Annotated in this window: 31 protein-coding genes, 1 tRNA gene and 1 pseudogene; 20 read left to right on the plus strand and 13 right to left on the minus strand. The window is 65.7% G+C overall.

What is annotated here, in order from left to right; all coding sequences use genetic code 11:
* The first annotated feature begins 11 nt into the window (after window positions 1-11).
* The 3 genes from ACFFJK_RS06795 (at window position 12) to ACFFJK_RS06805 (ending at window position 2,877) form a co-directional block, all read left to right on the plus strand.
* A complete protein-coding gene (locus ACFFJK_RS06795; RefSeq protein ID WP_159699284.1) occupies window positions 12-434 on the plus strand; it encodes a F0F1 ATP synthase subunit epsilon in 423 nt (140 codons plus the stop codon).
* Window positions 435-617: 183 nt separating this feature from the next.
* Window positions 618-995: a hypothetical protein gene (locus ACFFJK_RS06800; RefSeq protein WP_379678413.1), complete on the plus strand. Its 378-nt coding sequence runs from the start codon at window positions 618-620 to the stop codon at window positions 993-995.
* A 193-nt stretch (window positions 996-1,188) separates the two neighbouring features.
* On the plus strand, window positions 1,189-2,877 hold the full coding sequence (locus ACFFJK_RS06805) for a serine hydrolase (protein ID WP_379678415.1): 1,689 nt from the start codon (window positions 1,189-1,191) through the stop codon (window positions 2,875-2,877).
* 9 nt (window positions 2,878-2,886) lie between these two features.
* Here the strand turns inward: ACFFJK_RS06805 and ACFFJK_RS06810 are convergent, their stop codons facing one another.
* Window positions 2,887-3,207, minus strand: coding sequence for a peptidoglycan recognition protein family protein (locus ACFFJK_RS06810; protein WP_379678417.1), 321 nt, complete (start codon window positions 3,205-3,207; stop codon window positions 2,887-2,889).
* Between the two features lie 123 nt (window positions 3,208-3,330).
* Between ACFFJK_RS06810 and ACFFJK_RS06815 the strand changes: the two genes are divergently transcribed.
* Both ACFFJK_RS06815 and ACFFJK_RS06820 read left to right on the plus strand, forming a co-directional pair.
* Window positions 3,331-3,753: a CoA-binding protein gene (locus ACFFJK_RS06815; RefSeq protein ID WP_379678418.1), complete on the plus strand. Its 423-nt coding sequence runs from the start codon at window positions 3,331-3,333 to the stop codon at window positions 3,751-3,753.
* Between the two features lie 107 nt (window positions 3,754-3,860).
* Window positions 3,861-4,487: a glutathione peroxidase gene (locus ACFFJK_RS06820; protein ID WP_379678419.1), complete on the plus strand. Its 627-nt coding sequence runs from the start codon at window positions 3,861-3,863 to the stop codon at window positions 4,485-4,487.
* Window position 4,488: 1 nt separating this feature from the next.
* On the opposite strand, the gene ACFFJK_RS06825 is transcribed toward ACFFJK_RS06820, so the two are convergent.
* From ACFFJK_RS06825 to ACFFJK_RS06835, 3 genes are all read right to left on the minus strand, one after another.
* Complete coding sequence (locus ACFFJK_RS06825) at window positions 4,489-6,318, minus strand: chorismate-binding protein (RefSeq protein WP_379678420.1); 1,830 nt, start codon at window positions 6,316-6,318, stop codon at window positions 4,489-4,491.
* Window positions 6,319-6,345: 27 nt separating this feature from the next.
* Window positions 6,346-6,924, minus strand: coding sequence for a nucleoid occlusion factor SlmA (gene slmA / locus ACFFJK_RS06830; RefSeq protein ID WP_379678421.1), 579 nt, complete (start codon window positions 6,922-6,924; stop codon window positions 6,346-6,348).
* Window positions 6,925-7,053: 129 nt separating this feature from the next.
* Window positions 7,054-7,782: a pyrimidine 5'-nucleotidase gene (locus ACFFJK_RS06835; protein WP_379678422.1), complete on the minus strand. Its 729-nt coding sequence runs from the start codon at window positions 7,780-7,782 to the stop codon at window positions 7,054-7,056.
* A gap of 21 nt (window positions 7,783-7,803) precedes the next feature.
* Between ACFFJK_RS06835 and ACFFJK_RS06840 the strand changes: the two genes are divergently transcribed.
* Entirely contained in the window at window positions 7,804-8,691 is an 888-nt protein-coding gene (locus tag ACFFJK_RS06840; protein WP_379678423.1) for a TraB/GumN family protein, read from the plus strand.
* 40 nt (window positions 8,692-8,731) lie between these two features.
* On the opposite strand, the gene ACFFJK_RS06845 is transcribed toward ACFFJK_RS06840, so the two are convergent.
* Together ACFFJK_RS06845 and argB are read right to left on the minus strand one after the other, a co-directional pair.
* Window positions 8,732-8,806: transfer RNA gene (locus ACFFJK_RS06845), tRNA-Thr, on the minus strand.
* A 43-nt stretch (window positions 8,807-8,849) separates the two neighbouring features.
* The gene (argB, locus tag ACFFJK_RS06850; protein ID WP_379678424.1) at window positions 8,850-9,779 is read right to left on the minus strand and encodes an acetylglutamate kinase; all 930 of its coding nucleotides are present in this window, start codon (window positions 9,777-9,779) and stop codon (window positions 8,850-8,852) included.
* 138 nt (window positions 9,780-9,917) lie between these two features.
* On the opposite strand from argB, the gene ACFFJK_RS06855 reads away from it, so the two are divergent.
* Entirely contained in the window at window positions 9,918-10,118 is a 201-nt protein-coding gene (locus ACFFJK_RS06855; RefSeq protein WP_379678425.1) for a cysteine-rich CWC family protein, read from the plus strand.
* A gap of 7 nt (window positions 10,119-10,125) precedes the next feature.
* On the opposite strand, the gene ACFFJK_RS06860 is transcribed toward ACFFJK_RS06855, so the two are convergent.
* Together ACFFJK_RS06860 and ACFFJK_RS06865 are read right to left on the minus strand one after the other, a co-directional pair.
* Complete coding sequence (locus tag ACFFJK_RS06860; RefSeq protein WP_379678426.1) at window positions 10,126-11,361, minus strand: extracellular catalytic domain type 1 short-chain-length polyhydroxyalkanoate depolymerase; 1,236 nt, start codon at window positions 11,359-11,361, stop codon at window positions 10,126-10,128.
* A gap of 22 nt (window positions 11,362-11,383) precedes the next feature.
* Window positions 11,384-11,806, minus strand: a complete 423-nt coding sequence (locus tag ACFFJK_RS06865; protein WP_379678427.1) for a ribbon-helix-helix domain-containing protein — start codon at window positions 11,804-11,806, stop codon at window positions 11,384-11,386.
* Between the two features lie 117 nt (window positions 11,807-11,923).
* Here ACFFJK_RS06865 and ACFFJK_RS06870 point away from each other — a divergent pair, with 117 nt between their 5' ends.
* The 4 genes from ACFFJK_RS06870 to ACFFJK_RS06885 all read left to right on the plus strand — a co-directional run bounded on the left by ACFFJK_RS06870 (window position 11,924) and on the right by ACFFJK_RS06885 (window position 14,588).
* Complete coding sequence (locus ACFFJK_RS06870) at window positions 11,924-12,358, plus strand: thioesterase family protein (protein ID WP_379678428.1); 435 nt, start codon at window positions 11,924-11,926, stop codon at window positions 12,356-12,358.
* 48 nt (window positions 12,359-12,406) lie between these two features.
* Window positions 12,407-12,607 (plus strand): DUF1289 domain-containing protein, encoded by a 201-nt coding sequence (locus ACFFJK_RS06875; protein ID WP_379678429.1) that lies wholly within the window; start codon window positions 12,407-12,409, stop codon window positions 12,605-12,607.
* Window positions 12,608-12,644: 37 nt separating this feature from the next.
* Entirely contained in the window at window positions 12,645-13,532 is an 888-nt protein-coding gene (locus ACFFJK_RS06880) for an MBL fold metallo-hydrolase (RefSeq protein WP_379678430.1), read from the plus strand.
* 99 nt (window positions 13,533-13,631) lie between these two features.
* A complete protein-coding gene (locus tag ACFFJK_RS06885; protein ID WP_379678431.1) occupies window positions 13,632-14,588 on the plus strand; it encodes an NAD(P)H-dependent flavin oxidoreductase in 957 nt (318 codons plus the stop codon).
* A 10-nt stretch (window positions 14,589-14,598) separates the two neighbouring features.
* Here ACFFJK_RS06885 and ACFFJK_RS06890 read toward each other — a convergent pair whose 3' ends face one another.
* Both ACFFJK_RS06890 and ACFFJK_RS06895 read right to left on the minus strand, forming a co-directional pair.
* Entirely contained in the window at window positions 14,599-15,225 is a 627-nt protein-coding gene (locus tag ACFFJK_RS06890; RefSeq protein ID WP_379678432.1) for a hypoxanthine-guanine phosphoribosyltransferase, read from the minus strand.
* Between the two features lie 117 nt (window positions 15,226-15,342).
* Window positions 15,343-15,693, minus strand: a complete 351-nt coding sequence (locus ACFFJK_RS06895) for an MmcQ/YjbR family DNA-binding protein (RefSeq protein ID WP_379678433.1) — start codon at window positions 15,691-15,693, stop codon at window positions 15,343-15,345.
* Window positions 15,694-15,869: 176 nt separating this feature from the next.
* Between ACFFJK_RS06895 and ACFFJK_RS06900 the strand changes: the two genes are divergently transcribed.
* The 7 genes from ACFFJK_RS06900 to ACFFJK_RS06930 all read left to right on the plus strand — a co-directional run bounded on the left by ACFFJK_RS06900 (window position 15,870) and on the right by ACFFJK_RS06930 (window position 21,112).
* The gene (locus tag ACFFJK_RS06900) at window positions 15,870-17,696 is read left to right on the plus strand and encodes an aminopeptidase P family protein (RefSeq protein ID WP_379678465.1); all 1,827 of its coding nucleotides are present in this window, start codon (window positions 15,870-15,872) and stop codon (window positions 17,694-17,696) included.
* Window positions 17,696-17,965 carry a hypothetical protein gene (locus ACFFJK_RS06905; RefSeq protein ID WP_379678434.1) on the plus strand — a complete coding sequence of 90 codons (270 nt, stop codon included), beginning with the start codon at window positions 17,696-17,698 and terminating at the stop codon, window positions 17,963-17,965. Before ACFFJK_RS06900 ends, ACFFJK_RS06905 begins: the two co-directional genes overlap by 1 nt.
* A 29-nt stretch (window positions 17,966-17,994) precedes the next feature.
* Complete coding sequence (locus ACFFJK_RS06910; RefSeq protein WP_379678435.1) at window positions 17,995-18,738, plus strand: MgtC/SapB family protein; 744 nt, start codon at window positions 17,995-17,997, stop codon at window positions 18,736-18,738.
* A gap of 45 nt (window positions 18,739-18,783) precedes the next feature.
* The gene (locus ACFFJK_RS06915; protein WP_379678436.1) at window positions 18,784-19,362 is read left to right on the plus strand and encodes a DUF924 family protein; all 579 of its coding nucleotides are present in this window, start codon (window positions 18,784-18,786) and stop codon (window positions 19,360-19,362) included.
* A gap of 1 nt (window position 19,363) precedes the next feature.
* The gene (locus ACFFJK_RS06920; RefSeq protein ID WP_379678437.1) at window positions 19,364-20,197 is read left to right on the plus strand and encodes a Rossmann-like and DUF2520 domain-containing protein; all 834 of its coding nucleotides are present in this window, start codon (window positions 19,364-19,366) and stop codon (window positions 20,195-20,197) included.
* Window positions 20,198-20,235: 38 nt separating this feature from the next.
* The gene (locus tag ACFFJK_RS06925) at window positions 20,236-20,613 is read left to right on the plus strand and encodes an MAPEG family protein (protein ID WP_379678438.1); all 378 of its coding nucleotides are present in this window, start codon (window positions 20,236-20,238) and stop codon (window positions 20,611-20,613) included.
* Window positions 20,614-20,749: 136 nt separating this feature from the next.
* Window positions 20,750-21,112, plus strand: a complete 363-nt coding sequence (locus tag ACFFJK_RS06930; protein ID WP_379678439.1) for a hypothetical protein — start codon at window positions 20,750-20,752, stop codon at window positions 21,110-21,112.
* A gap of 15 nt (window positions 21,113-21,127) precedes the next feature.
* On the opposite strand, the pseudogene ACFFJK_RS06935 reads toward ACFFJK_RS06930, so the two are convergent.
* Window positions 21,128-21,361 (minus strand): annotated as a pseudogene (locus tag ACFFJK_RS06935) (molybdopterin-dependent oxidoreductase); the annotation flags it as partial.
* Between the two features lie 44 nt (window positions 21,362-21,405).
* Here ACFFJK_RS06935 and ACFFJK_RS06940 point away from each other — a divergent pair.
* Together ACFFJK_RS06940 and ACFFJK_RS06945 are read left to right on the plus strand one after the other, a co-directional pair.
* On the plus strand, window positions 21,406-22,002 hold the full coding sequence (locus ACFFJK_RS06940; protein ID WP_379678440.1) for an alpha-ketoglutarate-dependent dioxygenase AlkB family protein: 597 nt from the start codon (window positions 21,406-21,408) through the stop codon (window positions 22,000-22,002).
* Between the two features lie 174 nt (window positions 22,003-22,176).
* On the plus strand, window positions 22,177-22,749 hold the full coding sequence (locus ACFFJK_RS06945) for an outer membrane beta-barrel protein (protein WP_379678441.1): 573 nt from the start codon (window positions 22,177-22,179) through the stop codon (window positions 22,747-22,749).
* 63 nt (window positions 22,750-22,812) lie between these two features.
* On the opposite strand, the gene ACFFJK_RS06950 is transcribed toward ACFFJK_RS06945, so the two are convergent.
* Together ACFFJK_RS06950 and ettA are read right to left on the minus strand one after the other, a co-directional pair.
* The gene (locus tag ACFFJK_RS06950; RefSeq protein ID WP_379678442.1) at window positions 22,813-23,346 is read right to left on the minus strand and encodes an REP-associated tyrosine transposase; all 534 of its coding nucleotides are present in this window, start codon (window positions 23,344-23,346) and stop codon (window positions 22,813-22,815) included.
* 184 nt (window positions 23,347-23,530) lie between these two features.
* Window positions 23,531-25,198 (minus strand): energy-dependent translational throttle protein EttA, encoded by a 1,668-nt coding sequence (ettA, locus tag ACFFJK_RS06955; RefSeq protein ID WP_379678443.1) that lies wholly within the window; start codon window positions 25,196-25,198, stop codon window positions 23,531-23,533.
* Window positions 25,199-25,229: the final 31 nt, after the last annotated feature.

A 25,229-nucleotide genomic window follows, 5' to 3' on the forward strand; every position in this document is an offset into this window, starting at 1 on the left:
GAAAGACAGACATGGCAAACACGATTCAAGTGGACGTGGTCTCGGCCGAAGAGCAGATCTTCTCCGGCCAGGCCGAATTCGTCGCGCTGCCGGGTGAAGCGGGTGAGCTGGGTATCTACCCACGCCACACCCCCTTGATCACGCGCATCAGGCCAGGTGCTGTACGAATCCAGGTAGCCGGCGGCGGCGAAGAGTTCGTCTTCGTCGCGGGCGGTATCCTCGAAGTGCAGCCGAACGGCGTGACCGTGCTGGCCGACACCGCGATCCGCGGTGGCGACCTGGACGAAGCGAAGGCACTGGAAGCAAAGAAGCAGGCCGAAGAGCTGATGCTGAACAAGGAATCGAAGATCGACTACGCGAAAGCCCAGGCCGAAATGGCCGCGGCGATCGCGCAGCTGGCGGCGATCCAGAAGCTGCGTTCGAAAGGACGCTGATTCAAGCAGCATCCGTATCTGCGGTACAAAGGGGCAGCCTTCGGGCTGCCTTTTTTATTGGCACTTGCGTTGGCGCAATTTCGCCTGCTGCAAACGCCGCGCACGGTTAGCCAGCGCACGGGGTGCGCGCCATATTCAGGCTTAGTATGGTTCCTTCAGCATGAGAACCTGTCGGGCCGGACCATGGCAATCCCTCCAGACCCTCGCGATCAGCATACCCAGCCGGCGCAAGCCCAGCCGGCTGACGCGCCGTTCGGGCAGACCCTGTATCGTTTCCTGTTCTTCGACTGGCTGTTTCGCGACGTCGGCGCCGCCCGCAACCTCTACGAGCGCCACGCCGCGCGCGAACACAACCGCCGCATGAGCCGTTATTTACCGGTCTACATGCGGCGCTGGTCGGTGCTGGCAGCCTGCGATTTCGCACTCGGTTTCGTGTTCGAACGCGTCCTGTCCGCCACCGTGCTGTCGGCGCTGTTCTTCACCGGCTCCTGCGTCACCGTCACCGGCATCGTCGTCATGATCGTCACCTGGCTGTTCCTGGCCTCGTCAAGATTGTCCTGACGCTGTTCCTGCCGCTGCCGCGCCATCTGGCCGGCAATCAGGTTCGCACCTCATCTCCACGGCACCGACGGCTTGCTCCCGCTTTTCCACCGCTCGTCGCCTGGTTTGACGGGCTGTCGGTTCCCTGTTGCGAGCCCGGCATCGTGCTCCTATAGTCGTTGCACTCTACACAACGATGAAAGGGATGCCGACCATGCTGCTCCGAACCGCCATTTGCGCCGCCGCGCTGCTGCTGTGCCAGTCACATGTCGCGCATGCGCAAGACACCGTCCGGGACGCCGCCAGGCCCGCCAACGCTGCGCAGGACATGGCGAGCCGGATCGATGGGGCGATCGCCCCGTACTTCACGGCCGATGCGCCCGGCGCCACCGTCATCGTGGTACACGACGGCAAGACCGTGCTGCGCAAGGCCTACGGCATCGCCGATACCGCGCAGGGCGTGAAGATGACCCCAAGCATGACGCTGCGCCTCGGTTCGATCACCAAGCAGTTCACGGCGGTCGGCATCCTGATGCTGCTTGATGAGGGCAAGCTGTCGCTGGACGACGACATCACGAAGCACCTGCCGGATTACCCGAGCAAGGGACAACGGATCACGATCGAACACCTGCTGACGCATACCTCCGGCATTCCCAGCTACACCGGCAAGCCGGGCTACATGGTGAACATGGCGCAGGACGTGACGGTGGCCCAGATGATTGACTCGTTCAGGAACGATCCGCTGGAGTTCGAGCCCGGCAGCCAGTACCGCTACAACAATTCCGGCTATTTCCTGCTGGGCGCGATCATCGAGAAGCTCTCGGGCCAGCCCTACGCGCAATTCGTCGCGCAGCGCATCTTCGCCCCGCTCGGGATGAAGGACACCGCTTATGAAGGTTTCGAGCGTAGCCAGGCGCCGCGCGCCGCAGGCCATACGCGCATTGAAGGGGGCTTCGGCGCTGCCAAGCCGCTCAGCATGAGCCAGCCCTACGCGGCAGGGGCGCTGGTGTCGACCGTGGACGACCTGGCGCGCTGGGATGCCGCCATCGGCGCCGGCCGCCTGCTCAAGCCGTCCAGCTGGGAGCGAGCATTCACTTCCTACCGCCTGAAGGACGGCAAGGCGACCGGTTACGGCTACGGCTGGGAAGTCGCGTCAGTGCAGGGCGCGAAGGCGATCTCGCATGGCGGCGGCATCAACGGCTTCTCGACCTATGCGATGCGCCTGCCGGAACAGAAGGTGTATGTTGCGGTGCTGGCCAACAGCGACAGCGGTCCGGCCAGCCCGGGCGTGCTGGCGCGCAAGGCGGCCGGCATCGCCATCGGCAAGCCCTACCGTGAATTCAAGGAGGTGGCGCTGGACGGCGCGGCGCTCGATGCCGTCGCCGGCACCTATGAAATCGAGAAGGGCGTGCAGCGCGTGTTCCGCCGCAGCGGCGATGGCCTGCTGATGCAGCGTACGGGCCGCCCGCCGGTAGCGCTGAAGGCGGCATCCAGCACCGAGTTTTTCGTGCCGGGCTCGCTCGACTGGTTCGAATTCCAGCGCGAGGGGGGCGTTAGCGGCGGCAAGGTGACCGGGGTGGTGCTGCACCAGGACGGCAAGGCGCTGGCCAACCCGCGCATCGGCGACGCGCCGGCCGGGCGCAAGGCGGTCAAGATCGCCGACGCGGCCTTCGATGCCCGCGTCGGCCGCTACGAGCTGCGGCCCGGTTTCGTGATCGAGCTGAGCCGCGAGGGCGAGCGCTACTTTGCCCAGGCCACCGGCCAGCCCAAGCTCGAGATCTTTCCATTGAGCGAGACCATGTTCTTCTCGGACGCGGTCGATGCCGAGATCAGCTTTGGGGAAGACAAGGGCAGCTTCCTCCTCAAGCAGGGCGGGCGCAGCCTGCCGGCCCGCAAGCTGTAAGTTTGATACTCAGCGCGCTGCCCTGGCCTGTTCTCCGGCCAGGCGCAGCGCCACCTTGTGGCGGAAGTAATCCTCCTGCATGTAGCGGTACAGGTTCGCGCCCGGACAGACGGTCTTGTCGGAATGGTCGCGGTGGCTCTTGATATCGTCCAGCGGCACCTTGTACTTCGCCGCCAGCAGCGCCATTAGGTTGACGACGGCGTCGAGCTGCAGCTGATTCGGTTCGACTATGTCGAGCCAGCCCTTGGCCGTGCGCGACCAGGTTTGCATACGGCGCAGGTAGGCCTGCGGGTCGGTATCCGGCTTGAACGGCTCGCCCTGGTGGTGCATGGTTGACGGAATAATGGACGAGCCCGCATCTTTTCACGTTTGCATGCGCCGCGCCAGTGCAGGCGCGCCGGATGATGCAAACCTGATAAGCTAACGTGGAACCCAGAACCCATTACGGATACCATGAGAAGCATTGCCCAGATCCTCAACGACAGCAAGACGGTCGCCATCGTCGGCCTGTCGGACAAACCCGAACGCGCCAGCTACGGCGTGGCAGAATACCTGCAGCAGCACGGCTACCGGGTGGTGCCGGTCAACCCGTCCAAGGCCGGCGAGCGCATCCTTGGCGAACAGGTCTACGCCAGCCTGCAGGAAGCGGCCGACGCGCTGGCTGCGGGCGGACAGCGCATCGACATCGTCGACTGCTTCCGCAAGTCCGAGGACATCCCGCCGATCGCGCGCGACGCCATCGAAGTGCGCGCCGGCTGCCTGTGGATGCAGCTCGACATCGAGAACCAGGCCGCCGCCGACCTGGCGCGCGCCGCCGGGCTCGACGTGGTCATGAACCACTGCATCAAGATCGAGCACCGCGGCCTGAACGGCTGAATATCCGGCTGAATATTCGGCTGAATATCGGCTGAACAATCGGCTGTATTTGCATGGCGGCGGCTGCGTTACAATCGTGGCATTCCAAACCGAGGGAACTCCCCGCCATGTCCAAGACCACCGCCCTGTCGTTTGCCGCCTTCGCCGCCTTCGCTGCCGCGAGCGTCGCCCAGCCGGCCGCCGCACAGGCGACCAACGCCGTCACCGCTGCGCCGGCCGCCGCCCGCATGCCGGACACCCGTACCCCGGCCGCCTGCCCGGCCATCCTCAAGCAGAATTTCAAGCGCCTGCAGGACGACGCGCCGCAGGACCTGTGCCAGTACGCCGGCAAGGTGGTGCTGGTGGTGAACACGGCCAGCTACTGCGGTTTCACCAAGCAGTACGAGGGGCTGGAGAAGCTGTACGCGAAGTACGGCGGCCGTGGCCTGGTGGTGCTGGGTTTCCCGTCCAACGATTTCGGCAAGCAGGAACCGGGCAGTGCGAAAGAGATCGCCGACTTCTGCTTCAACACCTACGGCGTAAAGTTCCCGATGTTCGCAAAAAGCGCGGTCACCGGCCCGGACGCCAATCCGCTGCACGCCAGCCTGGCAAAAGCCACCGGCCAGGCGCCGAAATGGAACTTCACCAAGTACCTGATCGGCCGCGACGGCAAGGTGCTCGAGCACTTCCCGAGCAAGGTCACGCCGGAAGACCCGGCGCTGGTCGGCAAGATCGAGCAGGCGCTCGCGCTCTAATTCAGCTCTTCAGCAGGACGGCGCGCAAGGGTCCGCGCAAGGCATTGCAGACGACCAGGTCGTCGGCCGCTTCCAGCATCTCCCGCGTGATCACGCGCTCGCTGGCATTCCATGCAGGCGCGCCCAGCAGGATGGCGCGCATCACGCCCGGCAGCAGCCCGCAGGACAGCGGCGGCGTGTACCAGGCGCCGTCGAAGCGCACGAACACGTTGCTGCGCCCACCCTCGGTCAATTCTCCACGCTCGTTAAAGAACAGCATGTCGAAGGCGCCATGCGCCTCGGCGGCGCGCCAGGCCGCGTCGTAGCGACTGCGCACGTTCGTCTTGTGGCGCAGGAACACGTCGCCCGAGTGCGTCGGCGTGCTGGATAACAGCACCTTTACCGGCTCGCCCAGCGCCGCCAGCGGCGCAGCCTGCACCGTCATGTCTCCCGTATGCGCGACCGCCAGGCGCAGCCGGTGCAGCTGCCCGGGCGGCAGCGCGGCGCAGGCGTCGTTCAGCGCCGCGCGCGCGGCACCGAAGTCGAACGGGTGGCCGAAATAGCGGCACGAGCTTGCTAAGCGGTCGAGGTGCTGCTCGACGTGGCGGCAGCCGTTTTCCAACGACGCGCGCACGGTCTCGAAGACCTCGACCTCGTTGTGCAGGCCGGTGAGGAAGCGCGCCTTCAGCTGGCATTCGGCGTATTCGGACGCGGGATCGCTGTCGTACACGATGCCGGCGCCGACACCCAGCTCGCCGCGCCGCGTGCCGCCTTGCAGACTCCCCAGGGCCAGCGTGCGGATCGGGACCGACAGGCAGAAGTCGCCGAAGGGCGGTCCGGCCTGGCTACCCCGGGGCGGGTCGAACCAGCCGATCGCGCCGGTATAGATGCCGCGCGCGCTCGGTTCCAGCTCGTGGATGATCTCCATGGTGCGGCGCTTGGGCGCCCCCGTGATCGAACCGCAGGGGTAGAGCGCGGCGAAGACCTGTTCGAGCGTTGCGTCCTCGCGCAGGCGCGCCTGCACCGTCGAGGTCATCTGCAGCACGCTGCCGTAGCGCTGCACGTCGAACAGCGCCGGCACGTCGACGCTGCCGGTGACTGCAACCCGTCCCAGGTCGTTGCGCAGCAGGTCGACGATCATCAGGTTCTCGGCACGGTTTTTACCGTCGGCAGCAAGGGTCCGGGCACGCTGCGCGTCGATCGCATCCTCACCGGTGGCGGGCGCAGTGCCCTTCATCGGGCGCGCCAGCAGCCTGCCGCCATCGTGGCGCACGAACAGCTCGGGCGAGAAGGACAGCACGGCACCGCCGTCGGGCAGGGCGACCAGGGCGCCGTAGGGCACGCGCTGGCGGGCGCGCAGGCGCGCATACAGGCCGACCAGGGGGCCGAAGGCGTCGAAGCGCAGGCGGTAGGTATAGTTGACCTGGTAGGTGTCGCCGGCGGCGATGTAGTCGCGGATACGCGCGATGGCAGCGGTGAACGCGGCTTCGTCGACGTTCGCCGCGATGCCGGCCACGCCGGCCGGCTCGAGGCCGGTGGCGCGGGTGGCGATCCAGGCCTCGACCTGGCCGGCGTCGAGCAGCTCGCACTGCGCGAACAGCAGCACCTGCGCCAGCGGACCGTCGACCGCACGGGCCGGCAATCCCCCCAGGTGCGCGCCCAGTTCATAGGTGAACAGCGGCACGGCGTACAGGCCGCGCCCCAGCGCCGCCTGCATGTCGTGCAGCAGCTGCGGCCAGCCGGCGGCGCCGTCGCAGCGCAGCGTGCCTGCGTGGCGGCTGTACAGGCGTGAACGGGCTTCGCCGGCGGCGCCGGCGTCGTCGAGCAGGGCAAAGACTTCCTGGGTATCCATGGTGCGGCGGGCGCTCCCTGTGATTGCCTACGCGGCCAGCAGCAGCGACAGCTGCAGGGCCGTGCCTTCGGCCGGGTTCTGCCTGAAACCGCTCTTGGCGAAACGGTGCCAGCGCCCCGTCACGTAGCTTACCAGGAGGCTCGCGCGCGCCGCGACGTCCGCCTCGAGGCCGTGGCCCTGCGTCACCGCCACGCGCAGCGCCTGCTTGCATGCCAGCTCGATCTTGTCGTAAAACTGGTTCATGCGCAGCTGCAGGCGCTCGTCCTCTCCCACCAGCGCGTCGCCGATCAGCACGCGCGTCATGCCCGGGTTGCTGGCGGCGAAACCCAGCAGCATCTGCAGGATCGCATGCGCCTGGTCCACGCCGCGCTCCTCGCGTTCGGCGATCTGGTTGATCAGGCTGAACACGCTCGACTCGATGAAGTCGATCAGGCCTTCGTACATCTGCGCCTTGCTGGCGAAATGGCGGTACAGCGCCGCTTCCGACACCGACAGGCGTGCGGCCAGCGCTGCAGTGGTGATTTTCTCGCCCTTCGGCTGCTCGAGCATCGAGGCCAGGGCCTGGAGGATTTGCAGCTTGCGCTGGCCAGGCTTGGTGCTAACCATGTGATCCCTAGTATGTAATTGTCGTGAACCTCGCGCTACCCGCGGCGCGTCGTCGTCCCGGCTGGCGATGCTGCGCTTTCGGCCGGCTGACCGCCGCTCGCGATGGTTGTCGAGGTTCCTGTTGTTGTCTCAGCGCAGCCGGTGCAGGCGCGCAGGTAGTTGCCGCACGGATTTTACTTTGACATCGACATAACGGGGGCGTTTCAGGGTCCTCGGCAGGGGAGCTCTGCCGATCGGATCGCTCATGCGCAGGTATTGCGTCACCCACACGGTGCGCAGGCCGAGCCGGCTGGCGCTTTTGAGGTTGGCCAGCGTGTCCTCGACCAGGATGCAGCGCCGGGCCGCCACGCCGTGCTTGCGCAGCAGGCGGCGCAGCATCAGGCTCGACGGCTTGGGACGCAGCTGGCGGTGCACGTGCATGTGCTCGATGGCGACGTGGTGCGCGAAATGGCGGCTCAGGCCCAGGTGACGCATCACGTCCGTCGAATAGCGGGTCGGCGCGTTGGTGAGCAGGATCTTGCGGCCCGGCAGGCGGCGCAGCAAGGTAGCCAATCCTTTTTCCGCACGCACGAGTTTTTCGAGCGCGCCGAGGTCGTGCGTCACGTGCAGGAAGTCGGCTGGCGACACGCCGTGGTGGCGGATCATGCCGAGCAGCGTGGCGCCGTAGCGTTTCCAATAACCGAGGCGCGCAGCGTCGACGGCTTCCTGGCTGGCGGGGGTGATGCCGTCACCCAGCACGCGCGCGATGTACGTGTTCATGTTGGCGCTGATTGCCGGGAAGATCGCGTGCGAGGCGTCATGCAGCGTGTTGTCGAGATCAAATAGCCAGACGGGAGAGGCAGGATTATGATTGGGCACGATTCAGACACGGAGAGAAGAATGCGACGTCCGATTATAGTGGTGTTCCTCAGCCTGTTCCTGCTGGCGTTCCAGTCCGTTGCCGCCGAACGCGGGGCCCTGTTCAAGGTGACGGACAAGGGCAACACGCTGTACCTGTACGGCACCATCCACGCCGGCCGCGCCGACTTCTATCCGCTCGAGCCGCGCATCCGCGCGGCGATGGCGGCTGCGCCCACGCTGGCGCTGGAGATCGACGTCGCGCGCGATCCGGCCGCCACGGCAGCGGCATTCCAGCAACACGGCCTGTTCCCGGCCGGCAGTCCCGGCTATGCGGGCTTGCCGCCCGAACGCCGCCTGCGCATCGAAACGGCATTGAAGAAGCAGGGCATCGATCCTGCCGCCGTGGCGCCAATGAAACCCTGGATGCTGCTGATGATGCTCGCGGTGGCCGACCTCACCAGATTGGGCTACCACCCCGAGCTCGGCGTGGATCACCACCTGGCGCAGCTGGCGCGCGGCGGTAAAACCCGCATCGCCGAGCTCGAGTCGATCCAGTACCAGGCGGCGCTGCTGGGCGGCCTGCCGATGGACGAGCAGTGGGACCTGCTGGAAGAGTCGCTGGCGCACATGGCGTCGGGCCGCCAGCTGCGCGAGGCGCGTGAACTGTTCGATGCCTACGAACGCGCCGACCAGGCGGCGCTGGACCGGATCGCCCGCCGCATGGAAGCCGACGATAGCGTGGGCGGCAAATTCTTGCGCAGGATCGTGTGGGACGAGCGCAATGAACCGATGGCGGACAAGGTGGCGTCCCTGCTGGCGCGCGAAAACAACGCGGTGGTAGCGGTCGGCTTGCTGCACCTGTTGGGGAAAAAAGGATTGCCGGAGTTGCTGCGCCAGCGCGGCGCGAAGGTCGAGCGCGTCTATTGAAACCGGACTGGGGAGTTACTGGGGAGGGTAGTGCGGGAAGTGGTGCCCTTGACGTGGATTGAACACGTGGCCTCTCCCTTACCAAGGGAGTGCTCTACCACTGAGCTACAAGGGCATTCAGGTCGTTTTTTGTGGCGAAGATTTCCGCCACAAAAAATTTAGTGAGACCGGATCATAGTGCCAAAAGCCTGTTCGGTCAAGACTTCCAGCAACAAAGAGTGTTCGATACGGCCGTCGATGATGTGCACGGTATTGACGCCCGACTTCGCGGCGTCCAGTGCCGACGAGATCTTTGGCAGCATCCCGCCCGAAATCGTGCCGTCTGCGAACATCTCGTCGATCTCGCGCGCCGACAGGTCGGTGACCAGGTTGCCGTTCTTGTCCTGCACGCCGGCGATGTTGGTCATCATGATCAGCTTTTCGGCTTTCAGGATCTCGGCGATCTTGCCGGCGACGACGTCGGCGTTGATGTTGTAGGCCTGGCCGTCCTGGCCGAAGCCGATCGGCGAGATGATCGGGATGAAGGCGTCGTCCTGCAGCGCTTTCACGACCGCCGGGTTGATCGCTTCGATTTCGCCCACGAAGCCGATGTCGAGGAATTCGCCCGGCTTTTCCTTGTCCGGCATGCTCATGCGGCGTGCGCGGATCAGGCCGCCATCCTTGCCGGTCAGGCCCACGGCCTGGCCGCCGTAGTGGTTAATCAGCATCACGATGTCCTGCTGCACCTCGCCGCCCAGCACCCACTCGACCACTTCCATGGTTTCTTCGTCGGTGATGCGCATGCCTTGTACGAAGGTGCCCTGCTTGCCGATCTTCTTGAGCGCGTTGTCGATCTGCGGACCGCCGCCGTGCACCACGACCGGGTTCATGCCCACCAGCTTGAGCAGGATGACATCGCGGGCGAAGCCGTGCTTCAGGCGTTCGTCGGTCATGGCGTTGCCGCCGTACTTGATGACGATGGTCTTGCCGTGGAAGTTGCGGATGTACGGGAGCGCCTCGGCCAGGATCTGCGCCTTGATCTGCGGCGACACCTTGGTCAGGTCGTTGGGTTGGTCGTCGGTATTCAGGCTGCTCAAGGTTGCGTTCATGGAGGGTCCAAAATAAATGTCGCGAGATTTTAAGGCAACAGGGTAGTGCTTGTGCTGATTATATGGCGTCTTGTTGTATTTTATGGTCCTTATCGCCACCTATCAGAACATGTCCACCATTCCATCCTGGAGCGCGCCGTGAGCGTATGTACCCGTTGTGGGGCCAGCTTCGGCTGCGCCATGCGTGATGGCAACCCGGAACCGTGCTGGTGCACGGCGTTGCCGCCTGTCGTACCGGTACCCGTGCCGCAGGAGGCAGCGGGTTGCTGGTGCCCGGCCTGCCTGCGCAGCCATATCGAGGCAGAGCAGGCAAAGCGGGACACCGGCATGGCACCGTGAGTCCGGCTCAACTGCTGCGGCGCGTGCGGAAAAAGCGCATCATTTCGCGGCTCGCATCGGGCCCTTTGCCGTCGGTGTAACTGCCGCGCGCATTGCCGCCCGACCAGGCGTGGCCGGCGCCGTGGATCAGCCAATGCTCGGCATGGACCGTGCCGTCGTCATGCTGGTGCATCGTGCGCGTATAGGCATGGCCGTTCGGCACCTGTCCCGGCTCGACCGCCGTCTTGCGGGCGCCACGGGCACGGACCTGCGCCACCAGCTCGTCGCCGTTGGCGGGATGGACGGTGGTGTCGCGGTCGCCGTGGAACACGATGATCGGCACGGTGCGTCCCGGTGCCTGGCTGCGGCGGAAGTCGCCCTTCATCGCGGCTAGCGCCGAAGGCAGGTCCCTGGCCGAGGCGAACGGCAGCCCGGAATGGACGCCGACGGCGGCATACAGGTCCGGGTAGAGCGTGCCCATGATGGTGGCCATCGCGCCGCCGGCCGACAGTCCCGCCACGTAGACCTGGGCCGGGTCGACCGGGTGCCGCGCCATGATGTCGCGCGTGATGCCGGCGATGATCGACGGTTCGCCGCGGTCGCGTTGCTGGTCGGTTTCGTTGAACCAGTTCCAGCAGCGCGAAGCGTTGGCCCCCTGCGATTGGGCCGGATAAACGACCAGGCATTGCAATTCCTCGGCCAGCGCATTCATCTGCGTGCCATGCGCGAAGTCGTCGGGATTCTGGGTGCAGCCGTGCAGCATGACCACCAGGCCCACGGGACTTGCGGGCTGGTCGGCCAGGGTACTGGGCACGTAGAGCTTGTAGTCGCGCGTGCCGGCTTCGTTCGTGTAGCTGCCGCTGCTGAAGGTGCCCGGCCACGGCGAGGGACCGGTGTCGGCACCGTGCCCGCCGAGATTGCCAAGACCGCCGAGGCCGCCGAATTGTTCGCGCACCGATTCCATCGTGCGCTGCAGGTTGGCCAGCATGTCGGGGACCGCGTCCGGCGTGGCGCGCTGCTGCGGCGCCTCGTGGGTGGCCCGGTGGCGGGCATCGTGCATGGCTTCGTTGGCCGCGCTTCCCGCAGGAGGCGGGTTAATGTCGCGCATCGGCGGCGGCGCGGCGGGGGGACGCGTGGTGTGCTGGAACGCCGTGGCGTGCTTCATCGCTTCCTGAACGATGGCCGTGGTGTCCACCGGTCCTTTCTTCAGCAGGGTGCTGGTGACCTTGCGCATGTTGGCAAGCAGGTGCATGTTCAGTTTCATGGTTGTCCTTTGGCCGGCGCGATCAGCGGATGCGCCCGGCAAGTGCCGTCTTCACTGCGCTGCTCGCATGCAGCGCGCCGAGGACGACGATTGATTCGATGGTGGCCAGCGCCAGCTCGACCGGAACGTCGTGCGCGATGCTGGCCATGCCGAGTACCTGTATTTGCAGGCGTTCTCCGGCCTGCTGTGCCCGTTCCAGGTCGGCACGGGTGTAATGGTGCATGCCGAGCACGAGGCTGCGGCGCGCCACCGTCTGCCGCACCACGTCCGCATGGGCCTGCAACTGGTTGCGGATTGCCGTGCGGATCAGGTCGGAACGGTTGGCATAAAAACCTTCGCTTACCAGCAGGTCGATCTGCCCGAGGTCGATTGGTCCGAGGTTGATCGTGATCTTTTCCGAATCGACCGGTCTTGCTAACTCTTTGGGCACGAGTTCTTTGTTCACACTGTCTCCTTGCTTCCTTACGCCACGCTTGCACCATCCAGCTGGATGGTGGATGGAGTGTACGCCGCTGTGTCGAAGGGTCAAGCGGAAATTCCTTTCTTACGTTAACCTGCGCACATGGGTGCAAAAATACAACTCGGCCATTGTTTCGAATGGCAGTACACGGTTCCCCAGCGGGCCACCGTTCCCGAGCTCTACCACGACACGCCGTTCTGCCGCGACATGCCCGACGTCCTGGCCACCGGTTACCTGGTCGGCATGATGGAGCTGGCCTGCCTGCACGGCCTGATGCCTTTCATGGACTGGCCGCGCGAGCAGAGCCTGGGAACGATGGTGAACTTTCGCCACCTGGCGCCGACGCCGCCCGGCCTGACGCTCACCATCCGCGGCGAGGTAACCGAGGTGGAGGGCAACCGGGTGCGTTTCCGGGTCGAGGCCTGGGACGACGTCGACAAAGTGTGCGAAGGCGAGCATGAGCGCTGCCTGATCGACCCGGCACGCTTCGCGGCGCGGGTGGCGCGCAAGCAGGCCGTGCCCACCGATCGGCGATAATGCCGATGTTCCCCACCTTGGGTTTGTCCACTTTTTCCTGAGCGCCGTATGCCGGATCATCCAGAACTGCCGACCCCCGTCCCTTCGCCCTGCATCAACGTGTGCCAGATGGAACCGGGCATCGGCCTGTGCCGCGGCTGCCTGCGCACGATCGACGAGATCGTGGCCTGGGGCAAGTCGGGCGACGACTACAAGCGCGCCGTATGGGCCGAGATCCGGCGCCGCGAAGCCGAGATCGACTGGGGCTGAGGTGGACACGCGCCTGCCCCCGCGCTTACCACCCTCGATGCACGTCTTCGAACGGGGCTGGCTCTCGTCCAACAACATCCTGTTTACGGGCAGCGGGGCGAGCGCGCTGGTCGACAGCGGCTACCTGACGCATGCGCCGCAGACGCTAGCGCTAGTGCGCCACGCCCTGGGCGGCCGCCCGCTCGAGCGCCTGCTCAACACCCACTTGCACTCCGACCATTGCGGCGGCAACGCGCTGCTGCAGGCCGCCTACGGCTGCCATACCGCGATTCCCGCGTTCGACGCGCCCGCGGTCGCCGCGTGGGACGAGGAGGCGCTCAGCTACCGCGCCACCGGCCAGCAGTGCGCGCGCTTTACCTTCGACGCCACGCTCGCGCCCGGCGACAGCCTGGAACTGGGCGGGTTGCCTTGGCGCGTGCTGGCCGCGCCGGGCCACGATCCGCATGCCTTGCTGTTGTTCTGCGAGGAGGAGGGCATCCTGATCTCGGGCGACGCGCTGTGGGAAAACGGCTTCGGCGTGATCTTCCCGGAATTGAGGGGCGAACCCGGTTTTACGGACGTTGCGGCGACGCTCGACCTGATCGCCACGCTCGGTGCGCGTGTCGTCATTCCCGGCCACGGCCGGGTGTTCACCGATGTCGACGGGGCGCTCGTCCGCGCCCGCGGGCGCCTCGACTACCTGCGCCGCGACCCGGTGCGCAATGCCGAGAATGCGGTCAAGGTGCTGCTCAAGTTTTTATTGCTGGAGCGGGGCACGCTGGCGCTGGAGATGCTGCCGGCCTTGCTGGCCTCGATCCCTCTGGTCGAACGGGTGCGCGTCGCACCCCTCGGCCGCACTCGGGAAGCACTGGCGCAATGGGCCGCCGCGGCACTGGTGCGCGCCGGCGCTGCCCGGGTCGAAGGCGGCTTGCTGGTGAATGCGTGAAATTTAGAGGCCAGGATCTAGCACGATCGTTCTTTTTTCAGGGCTATAATGCCCGCAGCGCTTTCCGCAGTTCCCATCAACCTATCACGCGAGCCCTCCATGACGCTGCCACCCGTGCTGCAACACCTGTCCCTTCCCGTCATCGCATCGCCCATGTTCATCGCCAGCGGTCCGGCGCTGGTGGCGGCCCAGTGCAAGGCCGGCATCGTCGGTTCCTTCCCGGCGCTGAACGCGCGCCCGGCCGAGCTGCTCGACACCTGGCTGACGGATCTGCAGCGCGAACTCGGTGCGTACCAGGCAGCCAATCCGGACGCGAAAGTCGGTCCGATCGCGGTCAACCAGATCGTGCACGGGTCGAACGACCGGCTGGCGCATGACGTCGAAGTCTGCGTGAAGCACCAGGTACCGATCATCATTTCCTCGCTGCGCGCGCCGCCGAAGGAAATGCTGGACGCGGTGCACGCCTATGGCGGCATCGTGCTGCACGACGTGGTCTCGATCCGCCACGCCGAAAAGGCGCTGGAAGCGGGCGTGGACGGCCTGATCCTGGTCGCAGCCGGCGCCGGCGGCCATGCGGGCGCGCTGTCGCCCTTCGCCCTGGTGGGCGAGGTGCGCAAGTTCTTCCAGGGGCCGGTGGCCCTGTCCGGCTCGATCGCCACCGGCGACGCGATCCTGGCGGCGCAGGCCATGGGGGCGGATTTTGCGTATATCGGTTCGCGCTGGCTGGCCACGAAGGAATCGAACGTGAGCGACGCCTACCGCGATGCGATCGTCGAATCGGCCGCGGCCGACGTGGTGTACACCAACCTGTTCACCGGCGTGCACGGCAACTACCTGAAGAAATCGATCGTCGCGGCCGGCCTCGACCCGGACAACCTGCCCGAGTCGGACAAAAGCAAGATGAGCTTTGGTTCCGGCAGCGCCAAGGCCTGGCGCGACATCTGGGGTGCGGGCCAGGGCGTGGGCCTGATGGACGACGTGCCGACGGTGGCCGAGATGGTCGCGCGGCTCAAGGCGGAATACGCCGCGGCGCGTGCGCGCCTGGCGCTGGCCTGAAGTCGACCAATCAATCCAGGCGCTTGGCGTCCGGCGTCGGGAACGGCGGCGCCGGTTCGGCCGCGCTCAGGTCGTCCTGGTTGATCGACCACAGCCCCGGCAGGTTGCGCCAGTAGTTATACACGTCCATGCCGAATCCGACCACGAACTCGTTCGGGATCGTCAAGCCGACCAGGTCGGCCTTGATCGGCTTGGCGCGTTTCAGGTCCTTGTCGGCGAACACCACGATAATCACTTCCGCCGCGCCCATGTCGAGCAGGCGCTGCTTGACGTGGGCGAGGGTCTCGCCTTCGTCGAGGATGTCGTCGAGTACCACGATCGTGCGGCCTGCCACGTCCTGGCGCGGGATCACCTTCCAGACGATCTGGCCGCCGCGGTCGGCGTCGCCGTAGCGGCTGACATGGATGTAGTCGAACTCGAGCGGGAAGTCGAGCCGGGGCAACAGGTTGCCGGTGAAGACGACGGCGCCGCCCATTACACCCAGCACCAGCGGAAAGGCCTTGTCATTGGAATTGCCGAAGCGTGCATTGAGCTGCGCGGCAACGCGCGCCACGGCATTCTGGACTTCGTCGGGCGAGACGATCTGGGTGGCGTTGGCAAGCAGCGCGCGGGCGCGGTCGTGGTGGTAGTCTTGCATGGTCTTCTGTCGTTCTGTAGGAAGAAAGCAGCCCGATTATGCGCCAATCGGGTGCATGGGGGCGTTCCTGTTGGAATCAGTGCCGGTTGCAGCGCGGAAGGCCCGGCTGTCCGGGACTCAGTTTCCTGAAATGTCCCGTTGCAGCTTGCGTGTGAGCTTGGCAAACACCAGCTCGTACGAGCGGCGCAGCAGGGCGGCGGCTTCCTCGTCGCCGAGCTGCGCTTGCGGCGTCACGTAGATCCACTTGTTGCGCGCCATGTAGGGCGCGGGAAGGATGCCGGGCCGGTCGGTCAGCGCCAGGAAACGGTCGTCGTCGACCTTGAAGCTCATGCCCTGCGCCGGGACGTCCCTGTTGGTCACCGCGAACATCCTGGCGCCGACCGAAAAGACCGTGTCGTGGTCCCATTTGACGTCTTCGGTGCAGCCGGGGAAGCTGCGGCACAAGTCCTTGGCGGCTTCGAAATCCATGTCGTCTCCTGTGCCGGCGTGTGGGCCGGTCGATGTATGTGTTCGTGCGCGGCATTGTAGCGCCTGTGCCGGCGACTGATGCTGAAATGATGTCGTGGCGCAATATGCAAGCGCGCCACGTTGCGGCATTGCGGCGTATCATACGTAGCTTGGATAACAACGTGAACAAGCAAGCCATGTCCCCAGAATTCGAACAAGCCCCGGCCCTTGCCACTGCCGATCGCCTGGCCCGGCTGCGCAGCGCAATGGCGCGTGCCGGCATCGATGCGTATGTCGTGCCGTCGAGCGACCCGCACCTGTCGGAATACCTGCCCGGCCACTGGAAGGGACGCGAGTGGCTGTCCGGCTTCACCGGCTCGGTTGGCACCTTCATCGCCACCGCCGGTTTTGCCGGCGTCTGGACCGATGGCCGCTACTGGACCCAGGCCGAGACCGAACTGGCCGGCAGCGAGATCGCGCTGATGAAAATCCCGGGAGCGGCGAGCCAGATGCACGTCGATTGGCTGGCCGCCAACCTGGTGAAGGGCCAGACCGTCGCCGTCGATGCGCGCGTGCTCGGCCTGGCCGGCGCGCGCCTGCTGGCGGATGCGCTGTCTGCCAAAGGCATCGCGCTGCGCACGGATATCGACCTGCTCGACGAAGTGTGGCAGGACCGTCCGGCGCTGCCGGGCGACCCGGTGTTCGAGCACTTGCCGCCCTACGCCACCACGAGCCGCGCCGACAAGCTGGCCGCCACCCGCGCCGCGATGGAGCAGCACGGCGCCGGCTACCACTTCATCTCGACCCTCGACGACATCGCCTACCTGTTCAACCTGCGCGGCGCCGACGTGAGCTTCAATCCCGTGTTCCTGGCCCATGCCCTCATCGGCCGCGCCGATGCGACCCTGTTCGTCGGCGAAGGCAAGGTGCCGGCGGACGTGCGCGCCCGCCTGGAGGCCGACGGCGTGCACCTGGCGCCGTACGCCAACGCGGCCACCGCCCTGACGGCGCTGCCGGACGGCGCCACCTTGCTGCTCGACCCGCGCCGCGTCACGGCCGGCATGCGCATGGCGGTCGCACAGGGCGTGGACGTGGTCGAAGCGATCAACCCGACCACCTTCGCCAAGTCGCGCAAGCTCGACACCGAGGCGGCCAACGTGCGCGCCACCATGGAGCAGGACGGCGCGGCGCTGTGCGAATTCTTTGCCATGCTCGAGCCGCTCCTGGCCGATCCCGGCCGCGCCCCGCTGGATGAGGTGGCGATCGATACCCACATCACGGCGGCGCGCGCTCGCCGCCCGAACTTCATCAGCCCGAGCTTCTCGACCATCGCCGGCTTCAATGCCAATGGCGCGATCATGCATTACCGCGCGGCGCAAGAGACCTGCGCGGTCATCGAGGGCGACGGCCTGCTGCTGATCGACTCGGGCGGCCAGTACCTGGGCGGTACCACCGACATCACCCGCGTGATCCCGGTCGGCACGCCCTCGCAGGCGCAAAAGCGCGACTACACGCTGGTGCTGAAAGGCCTGATCAACCTGTCCTCGACCCGCTTCCCGCGCGGCACCCGCGCGCCGCTGCTCGACGCCATCGCGCGCGCGCCGATCTGGGCCGCCGGCATCGACTACGGCCATGGCACCGGCCACGGCGTCGGCTACTTCCTGAACGTGCACGAAGGCCCGCAGACGATCTCGCCGGCGGTGCCGCCGGACCCGCATACGGCGATGGAGCCGGGCATGATCACCTCGATCGAGCCGGGCATCTACCGCCCCGGCCGCTGGGGCATCCGCATCGAGAACCTGGTGCTGAACCAGGTCGCCGAGACCACCGAATTCGGCGAATACCTGGCTTTCGAAACGCTGACCCTGTGCCCGATCGACACCCGCCCGCTCGACCGTGCGCTGTTGCGCGAGGACGAAATCGCCTGGCTCAACGCCTACCACGCGACGGTACGCACGCGCCTCGCGCCGCTGGTGGAAGGCGCCGCGCGCGACTGGCTGATGCAGCGCACGGAGGCGATCTGATGGCCGGCGCCCGTTCCACCCGCGCCAGCGCGGCGGTCGAGCGCCTCAAGAAGCGCACCGGGAACGCCGCGTACTCGATGGCGCGCACCGGCGACGGGCTGTTCTACCTGTCGGAGGCGCCCGGGGCGCCCGCGCTCAACGCGCCGCTCGAACTGGACGACTTCGTCGCCTTCGTCAACGGCCTCGGGCCGCAGGAGGTCAAGCGCGTCAGCAAGCACGACGTCGCCTTCGAAAAGCAGCTGGTGCGCAAGAAGCCCGGCGACGCATGAGGCCCCCCGCATGAGGACCCCCTTTACGCATGCTCTCGCATAACCTGATCGCCGCCTACTGGTCCGAACACCAGCTCTTCGCGAACGGGCTGATCCTGCTGCACCTGGCCGGCGCGCTGGCGCTGGGCCTGCTGGTCGGCTACGAGCGCGCCTACCACGGGCGTGCGGCCGGCATGCGCACCTACGGGCTGGTGTGCATGGCCTCGGCGGCGCTGACCATCCTCTCCGGCTACCCGGACTTCTGGTACGGCGGCCATGCCGGGGTGCTGGCGCCGGTCGACCCGACCCGCATCATCCAGGGCATCGTGACCGGCATCGGTTTTCTCGGCGCGGGTGTGATCATGCGCGAAGGTTTCAATATCAGCGGCCTGACCACGGCGGCGTCGATCTGGGCCTCGTCCGCGATCGGCGTGCTGGTCGGCGTCGGCTTCTACCTGGCGGCGATGAGCATGGCCTTTTTCTCGGCCATGATCATGATCTACCTGAACCGGCTCGAGACCTTCCTGCCCGCGCGCCACGCGGTGGCGGTGCGCATGCGCTTCAAGCCGCAGGTGATGCCGCGCGAGGACATCCTGCGCGCGGCCGCGCTCGAGCGGGGCTACGAGATCGCGGGCAGTTCGCTCACGATCAGCAGCGAAGAAGGGCGCCAGGAATGGCGCTTCGTGGCGCTGGCGCTGTCGCGCACCAGCGGCGCACCATTGTCCGAGCTGGCCGACGAGCTGGCCGCGTTCGAGGGACTGGAAGCCTTCCAGCTGTCCCACGCACGCAACTGACGACAACGACAACATATAACAACCATCCAATACCGGGGTTTTTCCATGCAAGCACAAGACGTACTCGATTTCTGGTTCCTGCCGGAAGGGACCGAAGGCCATGGCCGCCAGCGCATCGAATGGTTCCGCAAGGACGAAGCGTTCGATGCCGCGCTGCGCGAGCGCTTCGGCGTCCTGGTCAACCAGGCCGTGGCGGGCGGGCTGCGCGAGTGGGACGAGATCGGGCCGCGCGGTACGCTGGCGCGCATCCTCGTGCTCGACCAGTTCACCCGTAACGCCTACCGCGGCAAGCCGGAATCCTTTGCCGGCGACACCCTGGCGCTGCTTGCCGCACGCCAGCTGGTGGAGTCCAGCGCGCACCTGGCGCTGTCGCCGGTCGAGCGCCAGTTCGCCTACATGCCCTTCGAGCACGCCGAAGACGCGCGCATGCAGGAGCTGGCCGTCACGCTGTTTACCGAGCTGGCGCAGGAGCACGAAGGGTTTACCGAGGCGCTCGACTATGCACACCGCCACCGCGGCGTGATCGCCCGCTTCGGCCGCTTCCCGCACCGTAACGCCATCCTGGGCCGGGCCTCCACACCCGAAGAGCTGGCATACCTGGCGCTGCCCGGCTCCGGCTTCTGACGTGGCATCGAATGCGCTGAACCTGGTCGGCGCCGGCCACGTCGGCCGCGTGCTGGGACGCCTGTTCGCCGCCAGCGGCAGCTTCGTGGTGCAGGATGTCCTGACCCGCTCGGCCGCCAGCGCGCAGGAGGCGGTCGGCTTCATCGAGGCCGGCCGGGCCTGCGAGGACATGGCGCACATGCGCCCGGCCCAAGCCTGGGTGCTTGCGGTCGGCGACGACCAGATCGCCCCGCGCTGCGCTGCGCTGGCGCAGTCCCATTGCCTGGCGGGCGCCGTCGTGTTCCACTGCAGCGGCGCCAAGGCCTCCAGCGAGCTGCAGGCAGCCCGTGAGGCCGGCGCCCTGGTCGCCAGCGTGCACCCGGTGCGCAGCTTTGCCGACCCGGCCAGCGTTGCCGCCGGTTTCGCCGGCACCTACTGCGGCATCGAAGGTGACGAGGGTGCGCTGGCGCTGCTCGAGCCCGCGTTCTCGCGCATCGGTGCGCGCCTGGTGCGCATCGATCCGGCCGCCAAGACCGTGTACCACGCCGCCGCGGTGTTCGCCTCGAACTACCTGGTGACGATCGTCGACGCGGCGCTGCGCGCCTACCAGGCTGCCGGCGTGCCGGAAGCGGTCGCGCGTGAGCTGGCCCGGCCGCTGGCGACCGAAGCCCTGGCCAACGTGTTTCGCATGGGCCCGGAAGCAGCGCTCAGCGGCCCGCTCGCGCGCGGCGATGTCGCCACCGTGGCGCGCCAGCAGGAAGCCGTCACGCGCTGGGACGCACCCACCGGCCGCCTGTACGAGGCACTGGTGGCGCCCACCGCCGATCTGGCGCGGCGCAAGCGCAGCAAAGCCTGAGCCTACTTCGTCTTTTCTTCCATTTCACAGGAGTACCAATGTTTTTCACCGCTTGGACCACCCTGGCCGCACTCGGCGTATATTTCTGGACCTCCGTGAACGCCGGCCGCGCCCGCATCCGCCACAACATCCCCGCACCCGTCATGGACGGACCCGAGGAATTCCTGCGCTGCCAGCGGGTGCAGGCCAATACGCTGGAACAACTGCCGCTGCTGCTGGTGCCTTTGTGGATGTGCGCCTTTTATCTTGGCGACGTGTGGGCGGCTGCCGGCGGCCTGCTTTGGTGTGCCGCGCGTGTAGCGTACGCGCTCGGCTATTACCGTGACCCGGCGCGCCGGGAACTGGGCTTTATTACGGGCATGGTGGCTTGTGCGTTGTTAATTGGCGGCACGGTTTGGGGGCTGTTACTGCGCTAGCGCGAAAAAAGCGCAGACAAGCATCGACAAAGTTCCCGTAGAGCAATAAGCTAGGGCGCTGACCAATAACCGATCCGCCCGCCGCGCATGGCTATCCGCCCGCGCTGCCGTGCGGGCAACAGGAGAAGGAGAAGACATGCTGTTCCTGAAGAGCACCAGCGTCACCAAGGCCCCGGGTATCTATGATGTCGATGTCGCTGCCAAACCGCCTGGCAAGACTTTTGGCGTGTTCCTCGCAACTGATCCGGACAATCCGCCCCGGAGCGTATTGGCCGGACTGGTCGAACTCGGCTTCAAGAATACCCACCAGCAGAGCTATGTCCACAAGGACAAGGGCAAGGTGCTGGACCTGCACTTCCAGAAGGACGGTACCGACCTGTTCAACGGCTGGAAAGCGGACGAGTGCAGCGCCAACCTGGCTGCCATCGAAAGCCTGTTCGGCAACGTCGGCGTCACCGTCACGCCGCGCGTGATGAGCCTGGCCGAAGCCTACGCCTGACCCTGGCCGTCTGCCTCAGCCTTGTACCTCGATGTGGTACAGGGCCCATGGGCAGGCCCCGAAGCGATCCTTGAGCGGGCGCGCCGCCATCTCCGGCACGCGGTCGGCGTCGTACACCGCCCATAAAGGCCCAAGCCCGCCCAGCGCCATCGGCAGGCCATCGAGGTGGGTGGCCACGATCATGTTCCAGGCGTGCAATCGCGCCGTTTCCACGACGGCGGCATAACCGTCCACCGCGCGCAACACCAGCTTCGATGATGGGAAGCCGTCATCATAACGATGAAATCCAGACAATGGACTTGTTTGATTCAGCCACGACCCTCACCCCGATCCCGGTGCGCGACGGAGAACTGGCCTGGCTGGCACAGTTGCCGCTGCCATGGCCGAACGAGATCGTGCTGGCGCGCCTTGTCGCCGAGACCGACTGGCGCGAGGAAACCGTGGTCGTCTACGGCAAGCGCCACCTGCAGCCCCGCCTGAGCGCCTGGCACGGGGAGCGGGCCTACCGGTATTCTGGCCTGAGCCTGGCGCCGCAACCCTTCACGCCGCTGCTCGCAAGCATCCGTGCTGCCGTCGAAGCGGCGACCGGGCGGGATTACAACAGCGTGCTGCTGAACTATTACCGCGACGGCCGCGACAGCATGGGCATGCACAGCGACAATGAGCCCGAACTGGGGCCGGACCCCGCCATCGCCTCCGTCAGTTTCGGCGCCACCCGGACCTTCATCCTGCGTCACAAGGCCAGCAAGGAAACTATCAGACTGCCATTGAGCGACGGCAGCCTGCTCTTCATGGCAGGCGCCTTGCAAGCGAATTGGATGCATGGAATCAACAAAACGGCACAGGCGGTCGGCCCCCGGGTTAACCTAACTTTTCGTAAAATCGATTAATCAGCACGCTATTTTCAGTATCTTTTAGGAAAATATATAACTCTCGGGTCAGTAAGTTACATCTTCTTACAGTTCTTACGGCCCATGGGGCTTTAATAAACGGGATCGGGTGCTATCTTGGCTACATCGCGATTCGTCCCGGAATCGCGAACCAGCCAAGTAAAGGATCCGTGTATGAAAAAGCTTCTCGTCGTTTTGATCGCATCCGCAGCTGCCATGTCGGCCGCCCAGGCCCAGCAAACCGCACCGCGCGCCTATGTCGGCGCCGGCGTTGCCAGCGCTGACCATACCTTCAAGCACTCCGGCGCCACCAATGTCGATACCGACGGCTACAAGGCTTCCGGCAAGCTCTTCGGCGGCTACGAGTTCAACCAGAACTGGGGCGTTGAAGCCGGTTACACCGATTTCCGCAGCTCGGGCGTGAATTACTCGATCGGCGGCGTGAACAACCGTGGCGAAACCAAGGGCGAGTCGATCTACCTGGCTGCCAAGGCAACCCTGCCGGTCAACGAACAGTTCTCGGTGTACGGCAAGCTGGGCGCGGCGCGCAACAAGAGCGAGCTGGTAACCCTCAACGCCGCCCAGAACCGGGATGAGCGCAAGACCGAAGCCTATGGCGCACTGGGTGCGCAGTACAACTTGAACCAGAATGTGGCGCTGATCGCCGAATACGAACGCTACGGCAAGAGCAAGGATTTTGGTGCCAAGGCCGACGTCTGGACCATCGGCGCGAAGTACAGTTTCTAAGCTGCCGGCATCGCACAACATGAAGGACCCTGCGGGGTCCTTTTTGTTTGTCCACAGTGCCGCTTACAGCCGCGCGAATCCCTGCGCTTGCGGGCGCTGCACCCATGGCGGCACGATCAGCTCCGGCACCGGCATTGCGTGGCCGGCATTGACGAAGCGGTGCAGCGAGGACCAGGGCCAGTCGCCAGGGTGGCTGCAATGGCCGTGCCGGACGGGATCAAGGTGGGTGAGGTCGACCAGCGCCGCGTATTCGTCGTCGTCGCGGACGCGATAATGCTGGTAATGGCGCTCCCAGACCGCGTTCTCGGTGGCGTCCAGCACGGCGGCCTTGCGCAAGGCCTTGGAAAAGGCGATCTTGACGGCGCGCCAGCGGCTGGAACAGTCGTGGTCGCCCGGCGGCAAGGTCCACATGGCGTGGGCATGGTCCGGCAAGACCACCCAGGCATCGACGTGGAAGGGCTTGCGCACGCGCGCCAGGCGCATGGCTTCGCTGAAGGCAGAGATATGGTCTGTCAGCAAGGTGCTGCCACGCTGGAGCAGGCGCACCGTGAAAAAAAACGTCCCGCCCGGGACGCGGTTGTCGCGGTAATCAGTCATGGGCTCCGTCAACCGGCGCCGCGATTGCGGCGACCAGCATCCAAGGCCGAAACATGGCCTCAACGAAGAAGATTCTACACACGACTTTTCAATTGCCGCGTTCCGATTCCGGAAAGAAAACGCCCGGCAGGGCCGGGCGTTTTACAAACCTGCTGATCGCAGATTTTTGTTGTCAAACAAGCACTTAGGCTGACAGCGGCTTGTAGCGGATGCGCTTCGGCTTGGCGCCTTCTTCGCCCAGGCGCTTCTTCTTGTCGGCCTCGTATTCCTGGTAGTTACCGTTGAAGAAGGTGACTTGGGAATTGCCTTCGAAGGCCAGGATGTGGGTCGCGATGCGGTCCAGGAACCAGCGGTCGTGCGAGATCACCATCACGCTGCCGGCAAACTCGAGCAGGGCGTCTTCCAGCGCACGCAGGGTTTCCACGTCGAGGTCGTTCGACGGTTCGTCCAGCAGCAGGACGTTGCCGCCTTGCAGCAGGGTCTTGGCCAGGTGCAGGCGGCCGCGTTCGCCACCCGACAGGTTGCCGACCACCTTCTGCTGGTCCGAGCCCTTGAAGTTGAAGCGGCCCAGGTAGGCGCGCGCCGGCATTTCGAAGCGGCCCACGCTCAGCATGTCGGCGCCGCCGGTGACGTCCTCGAACACGGTCTTGTTGTTGGCCAGTTCGTCGCGGTGCTGGTCGACCAGCGAGACCTTGGCGGTCTTGCCGATCACGACTTCGCCGCTGTCCGGCTGCTCTTTACCCGCGATCATCTTGAACAGGGTCGACTTACCGGCGCCGTTCGGGCCGATGATGCCGACGATCGCGCCCGGCGGCACGGTGAAGGACAGGTTGTCGATCAGCAGGCGGTCACCGAAAGCCTTCGAGACGTTCTTGAACTCGATGACTTCGTTGCCCAGGCGCTCGGCGACGGGGATGAAGATCTCCTGGGTCTCGTTGCGCTTCTGGTATTCGTATTCGGAAAGTTCATTGAAACGGGCCAGGCGTGCCTTGGACTTGGCCTGGCGCGCCTTCGGGTTCTGGCGCGCCCACTCGAGTTCCTTGGCCAGTGCCTTCTGGCGTGCCGATTCGGTGGCTTCTTCCTGCTTCAGGCGCGCTTCCTTCTGTTCCAGCCAGGTCGAGTAATTGCCCTTCCAGGGGATGCCGTGGCCGCGGTCCAGTTCCAGGATCCATTCGGCGGCGTTGTCGAGGAAGTAGCGGTCGTGGGTGATGCCGACGACAGTACCCGGGAAACGCAGCAGGAACTGCTCCAGCCACTCGACCGATTCGGCGTCCAGGTGGTTGGTCGGCTCGTCCAGCAGCAGCATGTCCGGCTTACTCAGCAGCAGCTTGCACAGCGCCACGCGGCGCTTCTCGCCGCCCGACAGCACGCCGATCTTCTGGTCCCACGGCGGCAGGCGCAGCGCGTCGGCTGCCATTTCCATCTGCAGGTTCAGGTTGCCGCCATCGGCCGCGGCGATGATCGATTCCAGGCGCTCCTGCTCTTTCGCCAGGGCGTCAAAGTCCGCGTCTTCTTCGGCATAGGCGGCGTACACGGCTTCCAGCTTGGCTTGCGCCTCGAAAGCTTCGCCCAGGCCCGATTCGACTTCCTGGCGCACCGTCTTTTCCGGATCGAGCTGCGGTTCCTGCGGCAGGTAGCCGATGTTCAGGCCCGGCATCGGGCGCGCTTCGCCCTGGATGTCGGTGTCGATGCCTGCCATGATCTTGAGCAGGGTCGACTTGCCCGAGCCGTTCAGGCCCAGCACGCCGATCTTCGCGCCCGGGAAAAAGGACAGGGAAATATCTTTCAGGATCTGGCGTTTTGGCGGGACGATTTTGCCCACGCGGTTCATGGTATAGACGTAATTGGCCATGCTTTAACTCTGGTGTTGTTTAAGGTGCACA

The sequence above is a fragment of the Massilia consociata genome, assembly GCF_042432755.1.
GTDB classification, from domain to species: Bacteria; Pseudomonadota; Gammaproteobacteria; order Burkholderiales; family Burkholderiaceae_D; genus Telluria; species Telluria consociata.

Excerpts from the sequence above, each read along its gene's own strand:
- argB (WP_379678424.1), bottom strand. The coding sequence starts at position 9,779 with ATGAACGCAACCTTGAGCAGCCTGAATACCGACGACCAACCCAACGAC.
- ACFFJK_RS06885 (WP_379678431.1), top strand. The coding sequence starts at position 13,632 with ATGACGCTGCCACCCGTGCTGCAACACCTGTCCCTTCCCGTCATCGCA.
- slmA (WP_379678421.1), bottom strand. The coding sequence starts at position 6,924 with ATGGTTAGCACCAAGCCTGGCCAGCGCAAGCTGCAAATCCTCCAGGCC.
- ACFFJK_RS06940 (WP_379678440.1), top strand. The coding sequence starts at position 21,406 with ATGGACTTGTTTGATTCAGCCACGACCCTCACCCCGATCCCGGTGCGC.
- ACFFJK_RS06950 (WP_379678442.1), bottom strand. The coding sequence starts at position 23,346 with ATGACTGATTACCGCGACAACCGCGTCCCGGGCGGGACGTTTTTTTTC.
- ACFFJK_RS06820 (WP_379678419.1), top strand. The coding sequence starts at position 3,861 with ATGTCCAAGACCACCGCCCTGTCGTTTGCCGCCTTCGCCGCCTTCGCT.
- ACFFJK_RS06800 (WP_379678413.1), top strand. The coding sequence starts at position 618 with ATGGCAATCCCTCCAGACCCTCGCGATCAGCATACCCAGCCGGCGCAA.
- ACFFJK_RS06795 (WP_159699284.1), top strand. The coding sequence starts at position 12 with ATGGCAAACACGATTCAAGTGGACGTGGTCTCGGCCGAAGAGCAGATC.
- ACFFJK_RS06890 (WP_379678432.1), bottom strand. The coding sequence starts at position 15,225 with ATGCAAGACTACCACCACGACCGCGCCCGCGCGCTGCTTGCCAACGCC.
- ACFFJK_RS06945 (WP_379678441.1), top strand. The coding sequence starts at position 22,177 with ATGAAAAAGCTTCTCGTCGTTTTGATCGCATCCGCAGCTGCCATGTCG.
- ACFFJK_RS06825 (WP_379678420.1), bottom strand. The coding sequence starts at position 6,318 with ATGGATACCCAGGAAGTCTTTGCCCTGCTCGACGACGCCGGCGCCGCC.
- ACFFJK_RS06930 (WP_379678439.1), top strand. The coding sequence starts at position 20,750 with ATGCTGTTCCTGAAGAGCACCAGCGTCACCAAGGCCCCGGGTATCTAT.
- ACFFJK_RS06875 (WP_379678429.1), top strand. The coding sequence starts at position 12,407 with ATGCCGGATCATCCAGAACTGCCGACCCCCGTCCCTTCGCCCTGCATC.
- ACFFJK_RS06810 (WP_379678417.1), bottom strand. The coding sequence starts at position 3,207 with ATGCACCACCAGGGCGAGCCGTTCAAGCCGGATACCGACCCGCAGGCC.
- ACFFJK_RS06805 (WP_379678415.1), top strand. The coding sequence starts at position 1,189 with ATGCTGCTCCGAACCGCCATTTGCGCCGCCGCGCTGCTGCTGTGCCAG.
- ACFFJK_RS06840 (WP_379678423.1), top strand. The coding sequence starts at position 7,804 with ATGCGACGTCCGATTATAGTGGTGTTCCTCAGCCTGTTCCTGCTGGCG.
- ACFFJK_RS06880 (WP_379678430.1), top strand. The coding sequence starts at position 12,645 with ATGCACGTCTTCGAACGGGGCTGGCTCTCGTCCAACAACATCCTGTTT.
- ACFFJK_RS06860 (WP_379678426.1), bottom strand. The coding sequence starts at position 11,361 with ATGAAACTGAACATGCACCTGCTTGCCAACATGCGCAAGGTCACCAGC.
- ACFFJK_RS06815 (WP_379678418.1), top strand. The coding sequence starts at position 3,331 with ATGAGAAGCATTGCCCAGATCCTCAACGACAGCAAGACGGTCGCCATC.
- ACFFJK_RS06900 (WP_379678465.1), top strand. The coding sequence starts at position 15,870 with ATGTCCCCAGAATTCGAACAAGCCCCGGCCCTTGCCACTGCCGATCGC.
- ettA (WP_379678443.1), bottom strand. The coding sequence starts at position 25,198 with ATGGCCAATTACGTCTATACCATGAACCGCGTGGGCAAAATCGTCCCG.
- ACFFJK_RS06870 (WP_379678428.1), top strand. The coding sequence starts at position 11,924 with ATGGGTGCAAAAATACAACTCGGCCATTGTTTCGAATGGCAGTACACG.
- ACFFJK_RS06915 (WP_379678436.1), top strand. The coding sequence starts at position 18,784 with ATGCAAGCACAAGACGTACTCGATTTCTGGTTCCTGCCGGAAGGGACC.
- ACFFJK_RS06895 (WP_379678433.1), bottom strand. The coding sequence starts at position 15,693 with ATGGATTTCGAAGCCGCCAAGGACTTGTGCCGCAGCTTCCCCGGCTGC.
- ACFFJK_RS06925 (WP_379678438.1), top strand. The coding sequence starts at position 20,236 with ATGTTTTTCACCGCTTGGACCACCCTGGCCGCACTCGGCGTATATTTC.
- ACFFJK_RS06905 (WP_379678434.1), top strand. The coding sequence starts at position 17,696 with ATGGCCGGCGCCCGTTCCACCCGCGCCAGCGCGGCGGTCGAGCGCCTC.
- ACFFJK_RS06910 (WP_379678435.1), top strand. The coding sequence starts at position 17,995 with ATGCTCTCGCATAACCTGATCGCCGCCTACTGGTCCGAACACCAGCTC.